The organism is Monoglobus pectinilyticus, from assembly GCF_002874775.1.
GTDB classification, from domain to species: domain Bacteria; phylum Bacillota; class Clostridia; order Monoglobales; family Monoglobaceae; genus Monoglobus; species Monoglobus pectinilyticus.
This window is the reverse complement of sequence record NZ_CP020991.1, coordinates 1,034,968-1,050,719: the sequence shown is the minus strand read 5'-3', so window position 1 is coordinate 1,050,719 and position 15,752 is coordinate 1,034,968. Positions and strand designations below refer to the sequence as shown.

The following is a 15,752-nucleotide window of genomic DNA, read 5'->3' as shown; positions in this document are numbered from 1 at the left end:
AGAATATAAGAACAAGAGTGATATAATATTAAGATTTTTATTACAGAATATAATATAGAAGTTTAACAAATTATAATGTGCTGAAGCAATCATTTGTTTATTTTAGGATTATCGGTACGCCCAACTAGATAATCTATTGATACATTAAAATAATAAAGCAGGTGATTTAAAAATATGATAAAACTGTATGCAAGTATAGTGGTTATGCAGTTAGATACATTTTATTGTTTACCTGATTCTATAAAATCTTTTAATGTGACCGGATGATAAAGTTCTCAATTCCAAACAAAATAATACCATTATAAAAAGACAAAATCAAGTCATAAATTTAAAAAAGAATAAAAGGAAGTTTCAAGCGTGAAGAAATTTTAAAATACATAAATTGGAGGGGAAACGATTGAGTGTACTGAAAGAATTGTATTACGGAAATATAAATCCTCATGAAAAACGTGTTGTCAGCAATTTAGAATTTGAAAAACATGTAAAAGTTATATTAGAAAATGAAGAAAAACTAAGCATAACACTGAAGAATGAGGAAAAATATCTTTTTGAACAGTTATTAGCCGCACATGAAGAAGTTTCAAGTCTGGAATTATTGGAATATTTTATTGAAGGATGGAAACTGGGCAGCCGCTTTATGCTTGATACTTTTATTATATAGAATAAAATAACATTCTGGACTAAAGTTTTAAAGATAATATAAAAAATAATATTTTTATATCTTAAGTATTATGCAGTTAATAAAAATTATTAATAATAAAGTCAATTGCCGTCTGTAAAATTTATTTTAAGTACATTATAGTAGTATCTAACTAAAATTATTGTTTATATCCTGCATGTTGCAATGTTTGTTCCCGGACATGCGGTTTCAGATGTATTTAGACTATAATATAATAGGTTTAAAATTAGGCCGCTTGTATAATAAGCAGCTGATTTGATTCATCTTGTTATTATAAGCGCAGTAAAAGTTTTTTTGGCTCGCCTTTAAAATAATCTTTATATACTCAAAATTGTTATAATTTTATTGTGCAATTTATACAAAAGCGGCAATGTTGAAAAAAATCAAATATTACAGAAATGTTACAGAAATATTTATCTTATGTTACAAAAAATGACCGCAAGATATTGGCATCAAAAATTTTGTAACACAATATATTGATTTTTAAAAATAAAATTATATAAAAATACGGAAAATTTTGTGGGAAATATTTTGGCCATTTTGTGAATTGCAAATTAACAAATTGTGAAAAAATCGGGATTTTACTTGATTTTCCGAGCCTGCCGTGGTATACTGTGTGCACAGTTTCGGTTTTGAAATTGGAATGCTTGCTGAAATATTTTGTATATTGGCGCACCAGTATCAGGAGTTTTCAGCGGCAAAATTTTTGAGGTGATTATTTTATGCGAAAACACAAACTATTAGCAGGAACAGTACTAATACTGTCGATGTTAATATTTGCTCTGCCGGTTATAACGGCATCAGCCAGAGAATTCTCTGACGTACCTATTACCGCTTCATATTATACGGCGGTGGATAAGTTGAGCAATATGGGTGTTATTCAAGGTAGAGAAGATGGAAACTTTGCTCCTGAGGCTCAGACTACGCGTGCCGAATTCTGTGCGTTTATGTCAAGGGCTACAGGCTATAATGAAACTTATTACACAGCGGGAGACATACCGTTCTCTGACGTTCCTGACGGGTATTGGGCAAATAACTACATATCTTATTGTTATGAAAAGGGATATATAAACGGTATGCTTGACGGTTCTTTCGCTCCGGCTGATCCGGTTACATATGAACAGGTGGTTAAAATGGTCGTATGTTCATCCGGTGCCGGCGATGAAAGCCTAAGAAGCGTTGGCCCTTATTGGTATTCGGGTTATGTGGCTGTGGCAGAAAAGTATGGTTTGCTTCAGAACACGAAGAAGACTGTGGGTAAGGACGCTAACAGAGCGTTTGTGGCACAAATGGTGTATAACTCTTTGAGTTTTATTAACGGCGGTGATTTGGACGATTCAAATCAGTCGTCGGGTGACGCTTCCGATTTGTCAAATAATTCAGCATATCCTACAGCGGAACCGGAAGAACCGGAAAACACAGATATTTCCGGTGAAGATATATTTGATGCTACCCCGGCTCCTACATTAGCGCCTACACCGGACCCAACAGCGTTTCCAACTCCGGATCCGACAGCCAAACCGGCATTGGCTCCTACGCCTATGCCGACATTGGCTCCAACAAGAGAACCGGTTATTAATGAACCGGTATATAAACCTTCAATTCCGTCTAATAATGGTCTTACTGTTGTAATAGACCCCGGTCACAATTACAGCGGCGTTGATACAGGCGCTACCGGAAACGGTTTGAGAGAGCAGGATATAACCTATTATATCGCTGAAAAGGTTAAGCCTCTGCTTGAAGAGAGAGGGTTTAATGTTGTAATGACGCGTAATTCTGTTTATGATAACTGTTCTACAGAATCTACGTCAGCCAGCCTTGCTTACAGGTCAAATTTAGCTAACAGTATTGGTGCGGATTTGTTTGTATCAATCCATTGTAATGCAGGAGGCGGAACAGGAACCGAAACATATTATTATTACGGCAATGCTGATGGCAAAAGGTTAGCTACATATATTCAGAACTATGTGACAAGTTCTCTTGGTACCTCTAACAGAGGTGTTAAAGAGGCAGGGTTTGCAGTTATTAAAAATACCAGCATGACGGCGATACTTCTTGAAACTGCATTTATTGATACTGCCGCCGACGCAGCTAAACTGGCCGATGATGGCTGTCAGTGGAGCTATGCTGAAAGTATAGCGCACGGTATTTGTGATTACTTTGGTGTAGCGTATTAGTTGATGTTTATTAATAATATTGAGTAGGCAGCGCACAGCCTGCTCAATATTATAGTTATTTAAAATGGTTTACAAATTAATATTAGGGTGTCGGGCACATATATTATGTGCCTTTATGCGTGTCTAGGGAAAGATAGGGGGTTAATTAGATGAATAGAGATAAAACAATTAAAAAACCGGAACTGTTGGCGCCGGCAGGGAACTTGGATAAGCTGAAAATAGCATTAACTTATGGTGCCGACGCTGTTTATATCGGAGGAGAAGAATTTTCGCTGAGAGTTGCCGCGGATAATTTCAGCGCAGATGATATTCTTGAGGGTGTGAAATTTGCTCATGAAAGAGGTAAAAAAGTATATTTGACCGCTAATGTGATACCGCATAATTCTGATATAAATGAATATTCAGAGTTTTTAGGAAGTGTTAAAGACAGCGGTATTGACGCGGTTATTTTATCCGATTTAGGAATGTTTGCGTTAACTAAAGAAATTGCCCCGGACTTGGATATACATGTGAGCACTCAGGCGAATAATGTAAATTGGAAAAGTGCTGAAACATGGTATAACATGGGCGCAAAGCGGGTTATTTTGGCCCGGGAGATGTCTTTGGACGAGATAAGGGAAATTCGGGAGCGTACACCAAAAGAGTTAGAACTGGAAGCTTTCGTGCATGGGGCTATGTGTATATCATATTCCGGCAGGTGCTTGCTGAGCAACTATATGGCCGGCAGAGACAGCAACCGCGGTGAATGCGCGCATCCTTGCAGGTGGAAGTATTTTCTAATGGAAGAGCAGAGACCTGGCGAATATATGCCGGTGTATGAAAATGAAAGAGGTACGTTTATATATAATTCTAAAGACCTTTGTATGCTCCAGTATGTGGATAAGCTGATAGAATCAGGTTTGAGCAGTTTTAAGATAGAGGGCAGGGTGAAATCTGAATTTTATGTTGCCACAATTGTAAAAGCGTATAGAAAGTCTATTGACGATTATTTTAATTCGGATGAAAATTATGTGTTTGACACTAAGCTATTAGATGAAGTGAAAAAAGTCAGTCATCGTGATTATACAACAGGCTTCTATTTTGGAAAGCCCGGCGGCAGCGAACAGCACTATGAGAGCAGCTCTTATATACGCAACTATGATATGGTAGGAATAGTAACCGGATATGACAAAGAGACAAAAATGGCTGAGGTTATTCAAAAGAATAGATTCTTTAAGGGGAATACAGTAGAATTTTTAAGGCCTTTCGGTGATTTTCACGCTCAGGTGATTGAGTATATGACCGACGGGGAGGGCAATGAGATAGAGGTTGCCAATCATCCTCAGAGCGTTGTATATATTAAAAGCGAGATTGAACTGGAGCCCGATACTTTTATAAGAATGGAAAGAAAATAGAAACTAAATACTGCTGAGGGTTATATTGGATTATTTTCAGCTGCTATGCTTAAATTAGCCGAATAATAGGATAAATATTCAGTGGTTATAAGTTGTTTATCTATTGACTTTTTTCGATAAACATGATAAAATAAACTTCGCATTTATGCGTCATATTTGTGCGCGAGTCTGTTTGGAATTTAATGGACAAGCATAATTATGAAAATTTATATATTTATAAAATAAATAAATATTTTTATTTGGAGGGGTAAAAAATGAAAAACATTAAAAGAGTTTTGTGCTTGGTTTTGACGCTTTTGATGGTTGCGTCCACTGTATCTGTTTTTGCAGCTTTCAGTGATGTTCCGACAACAGTGTCATATGAAAAAGCCGTTTCAGCACTTAACCAATTGGGCATTATCAAAGGTTATGATGATGGAACATTTAAGCCTGATAATGATGTAACCCGTGCAGAATTTACTGCTATGCTGATGAGAACTATGGGAGCCGGTTCTATAGGTTCGTCCTCATCTGCAGATTTACCGTTTTCCGATGTTTCTGACCAGAATTCTGATATTTCATGGTCTATCCCGAACATCAATACCGCTTATAAAAATGGTATCGTTAACGGTTATGAGGACGGAACTTTCAGACCTAATGACAAGGTTGCTTATGAAGAAGCAGTAAAGATGGTTGTTTGCGCGCTTGGATACGGAGAAAATATTTCTGTTGACGCAACTCCGTGGTATTCAAACTTCATGGCTCAGGCAAGGTCTTTGGGTATCTTAAAAGGCGCTCAGAACTTAGGTTCTGCTGAGAAGCCGGCTTCACGTGCTTGTATAGCGCAGATGCTCTATGATTCACTTGAGGTATCTCTTGTTGAAAACGGCGTAGTAACAACAAAGACATTCCTCGCTGATTATCTAGGATACATTAAAAATACAGGGTATATTTCAGCAAACGATTTGACAAGTCTTGACGACCCGGATGTTAACCTCCGCGAGAATCAGATACAGATTCGTGCAAAAGAGCCGAACTCTACAGTTTATGAAGTTCATACATACGCTGTAGATAACGCAGCTGAATTTACAAATAAGCTCGGATATCAAATTGATTTCTTCTATCCTAAAACATCAGCTAATGATACAATCCGTACGCTGTTCAGTTATGAGATAAAAGAAAATGCAACTCTTGAACTCAATTCTTCAATGATTGAAAAAGACGAGTCTAATAATACAACAATTAAGTATTATCCAACTGAGACATCATCGCTTACAAACGCTAATTTGGCATCTGACAACATTGTTATATATAATGGAAAGCTTTATGGTTCCAATGCGGACGCAAGCAGATTCTCTACAGATATGTTCCCTAACGTAGGTACAATAACAGTACTGGATTCTGATAAGGACGGCAAGTATGACGTTGTTACTATTTGGGACTATCAGGTATATTATGTATCAAAGAAATCTACAAGTGATTCTTCGATAGTTGATAATGCATCAAGAGCGACTGATAAAACTTTGACTTTGGATGTTGATAAAGACACTAATCTTGAAATAGTAGATAAAAATGGAACAAAGGTTTCGTTCAGCTCTATTTCTGAAGGTAATGTAATCTGCTATGCAGTGAGCAACTATGCTGAGAATGGCGGCGAACAGTATTCAAGAGCTGTTGTGGTAACTGACAAGGCTACCGGAAACGTATCTTCAACAATTTCCGGGGATGAAATGTCTATTGGCAGCAATTCATATAAGTTCTCAGACGCGGCTCCTTGGATGGAGAATGGAAATGACGGTTCACTTGAGGAACCAAAGACTGGTGACAATGGAACATATGCCCTGGATATTTTAGGTAATGTGTTTGCGTATAGCAAGAGCAATGAGGTAGTTAACCAATATTATGGATATGTTTTGGCTTATGACGAGGGAGAAGCTACTTTCTCATCAATAGATGATTTTCAGGTTAGAATACTAACTCAAAATAATTCCAAAACAGATTTTCATATCAGAAAGGGAACCACTGTTAACGGTGTAAGCTGTTCTACAGCATATGACTTTTTGGACGCTTTGAGAGAAGGCGCGTCTTATCAGAAGACCGGAGAAGTTGGTCATACAGACGTGCAGCAGGTAGTTAAATATACTTATACTACTTATAAAGGAAACCAGTGTATAGATACTCTTTATACTGTAACCCCTGACACGGATGTAAAAGACGGACAAACTGTTGAGTCAGATAAGCTTTATAATTTTGCTAATCTTGAGCGAGGAGAAGTTTCATTAAAATATGCTAACAGTAAACTTAGCAGCGGAAATATTCAGCTTTCAGTCGGAAGCTCTATAGTTTTTGTAGTTCCGCCGCAGGATCAAAGAAATGATACGGATAGGTTTAGGAAAGCAACAAACAGCTATTTCAGCACAAATAAGACTTATGACAGCGTTGAGGCATTTGATGTTTCAAACACAAATTCCGCTAAGGTAGTTGTTGTATACGGCGGAAGCGCCGCTACGGAAGTTGACGACAGCTCGCCGATATATGTATTTAATGATAAGCCGAGCCAGCAGATAAATGCAAACACATCTGATACAATGTATAAAGTTTCAGGCTTTAAGATTTCTAAAACTTCAACTAACGGAACTTTTGACGATTGGGCTTCGCTCTCATCTAATAGTGTAGTTAAGAATGCACAGATTGGTGATATCTACAGAGTGGGCGAGGACAGTGACGGCTTCAAGACATTTAAGGATGAATATCGTCTGTATCCTGCTGACGAAGGTTATATCGAAGTAGGAAGCGGCAGAGTTTCAAATTGGAGCAGCGCTGATTTCTGTGTTATTTACGGAAGCGTATATGCTTCAGATTCCAGCGAAGGTATGGTTATCATTCCTAAGTATATAGACCAGAATGATGATGTAAGCGGCGAAGACCAGTATACTATTTCTGCTTCAAGCTTCTCAGGAGCTAAAATTCTTAAATATTCCGAGAATGGCGGAAAGACGGAAATAGTTGACGCAACTTCTGATAAAGAAGCAATTATGGATGGTATAGCTGAGTATAATGAAGGTCTTAACCCGGCTAAAGTATTGATTTATATGTCTGAAGGAAGAGTTAAACTTTTAGCTGTAACAGAAGGATATTAATATAGAAGTAACTAAAACATTTGACCGCGGGTATTTAATATCCGCGGTTTTGTTTTATTTATAGAATCACTTTTTGTATATAATAGTAGAATATTTACGTATTATTATAAAATATTGACATTATGTATTTTGTGTGTTAAAATTATACTCGTTAATATTTATGGCAGTTAGATTTAAAAATTTATTTTATATGCGTGAGTAATGGACCTAATATTTAGGAGGACTGTTTGGTTATGGTTATTTTAACTGAAGAAGAAAAACAAGAAATGTGTATTGAGCTTGCGGATCATTTGCCTAAAATCAGAGAATTGCTGAAGCTGTCACAAAAAGCATTCGGCGAAAGATGCGGTATTTCAACACCCAGGATGTCTGTGATAGAAAATAAACACTTTGTTATGACCTGGTCTCAATTAACATCAATTATGTTTGTTATAGTCTGCAACCAAAAGACAAAGGAATACTTTTTTACTAATAGTCTTCTTGGCCCAAAGTTTTTGCAGTTTATACAGCAAAAGGAAGAAAACAGTGTGCCTGATGTGAATATTATGGTAGACGAAGTTTATGTTAACAGGTATAAAAAACAATTCTTTGATGAATACATAAAAATAATGGATAATAATAACTAAGATTATACGCGGCGCTAAGCCAATAGTGAAAGTATTTATCAGGACGCATTAAACCGTGTCCTGATTTTTTGTATTATGTAAGATTTCGACTTATTTAGTATATTATTTGTAATATATTAGGGAACTAATAGCACAAAATTATTAAAAACTAATGAATAATTGCCTCATTGTTTTGGTTTGATTGACTAATATTAAAAATTAATGTATAATTGACTTTGTCTATAATGAGAATTTTATCTACAAATGCAGGTTTGCATTTGTTAATGATACATAATTGCTCATTAAAATAATATAGTAAAAGTTTATTTTAATATATTTTAGGGGGAATTGGAATGAAAAAGTTGAGAAAGTCAATGGCATTACTTCTAGCTATGGCTATGGTGCTTGCTACTTTCGGAATTACTGTCGTTTCAGCGGCAGCTTTTTCTGATACAAGCGGTCATTGGGCAGAGTCAGTGATTGACAAGTGGAGTAATGCGAATGTAATTAATGGTTATGAGGATGGAACTTTCCTGCCTGACGCTAACATTTCAAGAGCGGAACTGGCAAAAGTTATATCTGCAGCAAAACAGTTCACATCACTTGCTGATATTAATTTCAGCGATGTTTCAGGTGATGAATGGTTTGTATCAGATTTGAGAAAATGCGTTGCTCAGGGAATTATCGGTGGATATGAAGACGGAACGTTCAGACCTGATGACGCTGTAACGCGTGAGGAAGCTGCTACAATGTTCCAGCGTGCTTATAAAATAAATTCTATAGGATTGTTAAACTTCTCTGATAACGATTCAATTTCAGAATGGGCAAAGACCTCAGTAACCGCATTGGTTGGAGCAGGTGTAATAAACGGATATGAAGACGGAACGTTTATGCCTTCCGCTCCTATTACGCGTGCAGAAGTTGTAAAGATATTAGACGGAATAACTGCAGCTGCTGAGAGTCCTTCACAGACATCTAATCCCGGCGGCGGTACAGGAACAACCGGCGGAATTGGCAACTTAGGCGGAGGCGGTTCTTCAGGCGGAGGCGGCAGCAATAATAATCAGAACAGCAATTCATCAAATGTAACGCTCAACGCCAACGGCGGTAAGTTTTCTAATGGCTCAGGCACAAAAACAGTTACTGTTGCCAAAAACAGTGTTCTAGGTTCAAAAGCAGTTATGCCTTCTCGTGAAGGATATATTTTTGACGGCTGGTATACATCAAAAGACGCAGCGGATTCTTTGATAGCGTCTAAGAAATGGGATGTAGATTCAGACGCCGTAACTAGAAATATGGTTCTCTATGCAGGGTGGTATGCAGAAGGAAAATCCATAGTTTCTTTTGAAGTAAACGGAGGAACTCCTTCAGTAAGCAGTCAGGAGGTTGAGACCGGGGGTTATGCGGCTGAGCCTACTGATGTTGTAACGCGTGAACATTATACGTTTGTTGGATGGTATGCCGACAATACTTCTAAAACTCCATTTGATTTTAAAAACACAGTTATAACCGGAAATACCCGTATATATGCAAGATGGCAGGTTAATGCTGAGTATGCGGCTTCAGAGATTACTATGCCGACAAAAACCGTAGGTCAGTATCAGAACGGCACAATTTTGCCTGTTCCCCCAACAGTTTTACCCGGTGAAAAAGAAACAATAAATATTATTCCTCCGGATGGTTTTTCTGTTGACAGAATTCCTGTGATTACTTATGTGTCAAGTGTATCAGGCAAAAATGTGACAATAGATGCAAAAAATATAACTGATAACGGAGACAGCTCATATACATTTGTATTTCCGGAAGACGTGCAAAAGGGTTCTATTGAGGTTGCTGCACATTTCGAGCAGATTTTAGCTACGCCGGCACCAACTTCAACACCTGAACCGACATTGGATCCGTCAAAGCCGACCCCAGCTCCTACTGAGCAGCCTTTGGGTGATCCTACATATTATTTCTCGGTTTCGCCGTTTAGTGATTTAGATGGATCAGTTATGAAAGCTAATGTTGAGACAGGTGGATTGACAGTATCGAAAGATTCTACAATTGCGGACAGTAATAAGAAGTTCGCCGGAAGCGGATATGCTTATACTAAGACTTTGAAGAGTGGAACAGCTACTTTATCATTTAAGGTTACAGGGTCTTGTAAGATATTACTGGATGCTGTGTCTGCCAGCGGCTCAGAAAGCAGATCGTATTCTGTACTTGATTCATCTGGCGTAATAGGTTCAATAACCTGTGAAGGAGGAGCTACACCGACGCTTGAAGTTAATCATGCCGGCGGTGCTGATACAATAACGATTAAACCTGACGCAGGTATAAACTTCTATGGAATTTTCGTTGTTTATGGCGATGTTCCCACACCTCCTCCGGCTGGAACTGCTACACCAAAGCCAACACCTGAACCGACACTTGATCCCAATATACAATACAATATTAATATTTCAAGCGCGATTGAAAATGGAAGTATAGTTGTAAATAATGGAACTATTTCAAGTGATGAAATTAAGTCGGTAAAATGGCTTGCAGATGACAATATACCTGCAGATGCAGTTGCAGAAGATACAAATATTTTTGGTAATGGAAAAGCTGTATTAAATATAAATGGCAAGGACGACAGTAACGGTACAATTACGTTTTGGGATGCGGTACAGTGGTACTATGTCGATGTTGACGGAGTTCAAACTAAAGTAATTAAAGGTTTGGATAATCCATCAATTGCCTTTCCGTTCTCGGAGCATGATCCGGGCGGAAACGTATTTAGTTTCACACCTAAAGAGGCAGGATATTTATCCTTAGAATTATTCTTGAATCCTAATAAACCTTTCAATTTATATGATGACACAGAAGGAAGTTATTTCGAAAAGGACTACTCTCCTTCTAAAGCTGAGATTAATACTTATGTTATACCTGTAGAGCCTAACTTAAGCTACTATGCTTGGGCAAACGGATCAAAGATTGGTATAAAGAGCGTAACATATTCCAATGGTATTCTGTCTGCGAAGGCAGGAACAAAAATTACGGTTACAACTAAACCGAACAGTGGGTTCAAAGCATCTGATGTTACTACCGATCCTGATGTTAAAGTAACAAAAGTGTCAGATAATACTTTCACTTTCTCTATGCCTGCATCCGATGTTACTGTTGGAGCATCGTTTGTTGACAGCACTGCTAAAGAATATACTGCCACTGCTCCAAAGCCTGAAAATGGAACGGTAAAATTATCTAAGGGTGCTGCAGAACTTGCAGCAGAAAAAGTCACAGTTATTAATTCAACCGATAATTTCCTGATGTCTGACGGAAACGGCGGTAAGTGGGTTATCTCTGCTGACGGTGATGCAGAAAAGGTTGTTGACGATAACTCTGATATTGGAGGAAATGCTTCTTCAAAGATGAAGTTAATGGATAAAGCGGTACAATATGTATTGGCGGACAGCATTAAGACCGGAGAATTTGAGCTCTCATATGATTTTTATGATGACAATACGAATGCAGCAGGTCGTTCTTTCAGAACTTATCTTGATAACACAGCTCATCCGTATGATGAAACAACAGGTCAGGCTACAGAGTTTAACAGTGACTCAGCATTCTTCCATATGATGGATGTTGGTTCAAAGGTCTTTGTAACAAAATCGGTGGATGATGTAGCCGGAAAGGCTGAGGCAGGAATTCAGGTTGGTTCTGCCGCTTTAGAAGCTTCAAAGTGGTATAGAGTTGTGATAAAGGGAGAACTTGGAGCAACAGATCCATTTACTGTTTCATATTATCTGCATGGAACAGACGGAACATATAATCCTGACAATATTTCGGCAACACCTGTTCTGACGACGTCAGAAGCACCGGTTACTGACGGCAGAGCTCCTCAGCTTGCACAAATTAAGTTTATGAGGACAGCAAGCGGAAACCTTTACTATGATAATATTAAACTTACAGCGGATAATGGAAAAGCTGAAACCGATGGATTTACTCTGAAAGCATATAACGGAGAAACTGTTAATATTGAAGCGATTCCTGACAGTGGTTATGATGTACAAAGTATGGAAGTTGTCGATTCAGCTGGTTCAAATGTTGATGTTAAAAATAGCGCATTTGTAATGCCGGCCAGTGACGTTACCGTAAACGTTACATTTGGTAAGGGTGCGCCGGCAACAGCAACACCTTCACCTTTGCCAACCAGTATACCGGGACCAACTAATGGACCTGAGCCAACTGTAGATCCTGCCGGGGAAACTAGTGCCTGGGAATATACAGTTGAGAATTGCAGTTCTTTGGGCGAAGTTGACGCCAATGGAAAATTAAAGATAACAAGTAATTCAAATTATAATGGTATGACTATTTACGCTAGTCCAAGCAAAGCTATTGAGATTGATGTCAGCAATAAGACTTTTGACGACGGCGAAAAATATTCAGGAAGATTAAAACTCGGCGGAGCCGGAACAATTGATGGAGAAAATTCAAGCAGGGCCATAAGTTTTACTCCGGATAAGTTTGGAGCAGTAAGTATATACTTTGCCCATGCGTCCAGTCAGGGCACCCCTCGCGTGATGGTTGTTGAGCAGAATGGAATAAAGGCCAGAAAGAGCGTAGACGCCAATACTATGTCGATATTTACCGTCAGCGTTTATCCGGGATCTCCGGTATATATTTATGGAGAAGGCGCATTGAATGTATATGCGGTTAAGTATACAAAATCTACAATGGAAAACCCGCCGACAATGCCGCCGGTACCAACCTCAGCGCCTACCAATGAACCTGAACCGACAAATGTGCCGATTGAAAAACCGACAACCGCTCCGGAGCCATCTGCAGATCCGGTTGTTCCAACTGCGGAGCCTACTGCTGTGCCAAGCGAAAAACCAACAGAAGGACCGGCAGCGGAGACAGAGGTTTTATTTGAAAGCACATTTGCTAACGAAACAGTTGGGACAGTAATTGATGCTTCAGGCGATAGTCTTGGCGGAATGGCATTAGACACTATGGCTGAAGGCAGTACAATTGAGATTGTTAACGGCGAGGAAGCAGGCACAGATGTAAATGTAGCTAAAATATTAAAGAAATCCACGCCTGCAAAGACAGATCAGATAAAGTTATTCTGGACACCTGAAAATGGTGTTGAAATAACAAAACCTGTTATTATGACAGCTGTTGTTAAAAATGCAGGAGCAAACGTTGGTACAGATATGTGGGGGCTGTATGCAAATTCAGCCGGTTCATCAGTAAACTATACTGACAAAAATGGCGTTTCAAAAACAACGACAGTTATAGCACGTATTGGCGGAAAGGGTACAGTTTTAAAATATACGGCGTTTGAAGAACCAACTTCATACAGCGGTACATGGGCTTATGACGAATGGCTTACAATGAAAGTTGTTATTGAGCCTCTTGAAAATAACAGTTATAAAGTAACTGATTATATAAGCCAAGGTATTGATACAAAAGATTTTAAGGAGCTCACAAGCAGAACAATAACTTCTGAAGACGGAGAGTTTAATGGATTGCTTACAAATGTAGGTTTCCTGTCAGGTACTCAAACTTCAGCCGATTCATCATTCTATGTTAAAAGTTATAAAGTAGAGATTGAAAAATAGAATAAGCATATAATAGCATAGAAATAAAACACCTGTGCAGTAAATATGATTTGATATCATTATTTGCTGCCAGGTGTTTTTATTTATTTAATGTAAAATTTTTCGAGTATTTCTGCCGCATCTCCTACTAAGTCAACGCATGGGCGTTTTTTATAATATTCTTTTGAGCGCTCTGACGGAATATGGCTGTCAGCCTCACCTCTCTTTAGATCCAATCCTAATAATTCTCTGCATATAATAGAACCATTTTTTTCTTTAAACTTTCCGGCGCATTCCTGGACGCGTTTATAGTGTTCAGTTTTCTCCGCAAATGCTTTTGGATTAGAATATCCAAACCTTAGCCCTAAAACCATAAGCATGCCTGAGACAGTGCCGCAAACTTCCCGCATCCTCCCCATTCCACCGCCAAAGGACGAGGAGATTAGCATGGCAGTTTTAAAGTCTATTTCTATATCATCAGAAAACGCTCCTACCACTGCCTGACAGCAGTTGTATCCAGCTTTAAACAGTTTCATTGCTTCTTCTCTTTTACTCATTGTTTCCTCCCAATTATAATTTATACTTACTATAAATATAACAGATAATTTACCAAGTTACAATATCAAATTAAAATATTGATATTTAGATTAAGATGTGTTAAAATACAATTATAAAAATAAAGGGTGGTTATTGTTTTGAAAAAGAGAGACAGTTTTTCGGGGAGAATTGGATTTGTGTTAGCTGCCGCGGGAAGTGCGGTTGGGCTGGGAAACCTTTGGAGGTTTCCTTACTTAGTCGCTAAATATGGCGGCGGTATATTTCTGCTTATATATTTGATTTTAGTTCTAACCTTCGGATATTCAATAATGACATTGGAAATTGCAATTGGGAGAAAAACCGGTTTGAGCCCGGTGGGAGCATTTAGAAAATTTAGTCAAAAATATACATGGGTAGGTTGGCTGACTGTTATAATAAGTACTATTATATTAGGATATTATTCAATAATAGGCGGCTGGGTCATAAAATATCTGGTTACATTCATAACTAACAGCGGTTCTTTTGCGGCGGTAGACGGGTATTTTAACAATTTCATTTCACAGCCGTATCAACCGATATTATATGGCGTAATATTTTCACTGGCCGGTCTTGGAGTTCTGCTCGGCGGAGTCAGAGGAGGAATAGAGAAGGCCGGAAAAGTTTTGATGCCTATTTTGATTATAATATCAATAATTATCGCTGTATATTCAGTTACTTTACCGGGAGCTATTGAGGGCGTCAAGTATATCTTAATTCCGAATTTTTCTCATTTTGGATTTGAAACCGTAGTTGGAGCATTGGGGCAAATGTTTTATTCAATGTCGCTTGCAATGGGAATAATGATAACATTTGGCTCGTATCTGAGTAAGGACACGGATATTGAGAGAAGTGTAAAAAATGTTGAAATTTTTGATACAGCAATTGCGATTTTAGCGGCCTTCATGATAATACCTGCAGTTTTTGCATTTCCGGCCGGCGATACACCCCAATTAGATCAAGGCGCCGGTTTGATGTTTATAACTTTGCCTAAAGTATTTCTTAAGATGCCGTTTGGACAAGTTATTGGAGGGGCCTTTTTTATTCTAGTTGCTTTTGCGGCGTTAACATCGTTTATTTCTATAGCAGAAGTGTTAATATCAACCCTGTGTGATATATGTAAGGTTAAGAGAATCCCTGCGGTTTTGATTGTGGTGGCGTCGGCCTGTATTTTAGGTATACCGGCTTCGCTGGGATATGGCGCATTGGATTTTGTTAAAATATTAGGTTTTTCTATTTTGGACTTTATGGATTTCATAGCAAACTCTCTGCTGCTTCCGCTTGCAGGCCTTGCAACGTGCGTCGTATTTGGATGGTTTGTTGGTCTTGGTTCTATCTCTGATGAGATAGAGCTGACATCAAAATTTAAAAGAAAACGAGTATTTATAATTGTTGTAAAGTATTTGGCTCCTGTATTTTTAGGCGTTATAGTGCTAAGCAATATATTGCAGATACTTGGAGTTGTCAATATATAGCAATTTTTTAACTTTTTTAGTAAACTTAATATTTTATTATGTTTGAATATGAGTGAAAGTATTTGATTTTTGATAACAAAAGCTTTTTATAACTGTCAAAAATGAAAAAAACGGTCAAAAATACAATTCTTTCAAGCAAAATAACTGTAAGTTTTCTGATAAA

The 15,752-nt window shown here is 38.1% G+C and carries 8 protein-coding genes; 7 read left to right on the top strand and 1 reads right to left on the bottom strand.

Annotation, left to right across the window (positions count from 1 at the left end):
* Positions 1 to 397 precede the first annotated feature (397 nt).
* The 6 genes from B9O19_RS04660 to B9O19_RS04635 all read left to right on the top strand — a co-directional run bounded on the left by B9O19_RS04660 (position 398) and on the right by B9O19_RS04635 (position 13,562).
* The gene (locus B9O19_RS04660) at positions 398 to 661 is read left to right on the top strand and encodes a DUF6809 family protein (protein WP_102365322.1); all 264 of its coding nucleotides are present in this window, start codon (positions 398 to 400) and stop codon (positions 659 to 661) included.
* Positions 662 to 1,401: 740 nt separating this feature from the next.
* Positions 1,402 to 2,856, top strand: coding sequence for an N-acetylmuramoyl-L-alanine amidase (locus B9O19_RS04655; protein ID WP_102365321.1), 1,455 nt, complete (start codon positions 1,402 to 1,404; stop codon positions 2,854 to 2,856).
* Between the two features lie 149 nt (positions 2,857 to 3,005).
* Positions 3,006 to 4,250 (top strand): peptidase U32 family protein, encoded by a 1,245-nt coding sequence (locus tag B9O19_RS04650; protein ID WP_102365320.1) that lies wholly within the window; start codon positions 3,006 to 3,008, stop codon positions 4,248 to 4,250.
* Positions 4,251 to 4,504: 254 nt separating this feature from the next.
* Positions 4,505 to 7,369 carry an S-layer homology domain-containing protein gene (locus tag B9O19_RS04645; protein WP_102365319.1) on the top strand — a complete coding sequence of 955 codons (2,865 nt, stop codon included), beginning with the start codon at positions 4,505 to 4,507 and terminating at the stop codon, positions 7,367 to 7,369.
* 233 nt (positions 7,370 to 7,602) lie between these two features.
* Entirely contained in the window at positions 7,603 to 7,995 is a 393-nt protein-coding gene (locus B9O19_RS04640) for a helix-turn-helix domain-containing protein (RefSeq protein ID WP_102365318.1), read from the top strand.
* A 332-nt stretch (positions 7,996 to 8,327) separates the two neighbouring features.
* The gene (locus B9O19_RS04635; RefSeq protein WP_102365317.1) at positions 8,328 to 13,562 is read left to right on the top strand and encodes an S-layer homology domain-containing protein; all 5,235 of its coding nucleotides are present in this window, start codon (positions 8,328 to 8,330) and stop codon (positions 13,560 to 13,562) included.
* Between the two features lie 83 nt (positions 13,563 to 13,645).
* Here the strand turns inward: B9O19_RS04635 and B9O19_RS04630 are convergent, their stop codons facing one another.
* Positions 13,646 to 14,098 (bottom strand): C-GCAxxG-C-C family protein, encoded by a 453-nt coding sequence (locus B9O19_RS04630; RefSeq protein ID WP_102365316.1) that lies wholly within the window; start codon positions 14,096 to 14,098, stop codon positions 13,646 to 13,648.
* A 138-nt stretch (positions 14,099 to 14,236) separates the two neighbouring features.
* Between B9O19_RS04630 and B9O19_RS04625 the strand changes: the two genes are divergently transcribed.
* A complete protein-coding gene (locus B9O19_RS04625) occupies positions 14,237 to 15,589 on the top strand; it encodes a sodium-dependent transporter (RefSeq protein ID WP_102365315.1) in 1,353 nt (450 codons plus the stop codon).
* The last annotated feature ends 163 nt before the right edge of the window (positions 15,590 to 15,752 follow it).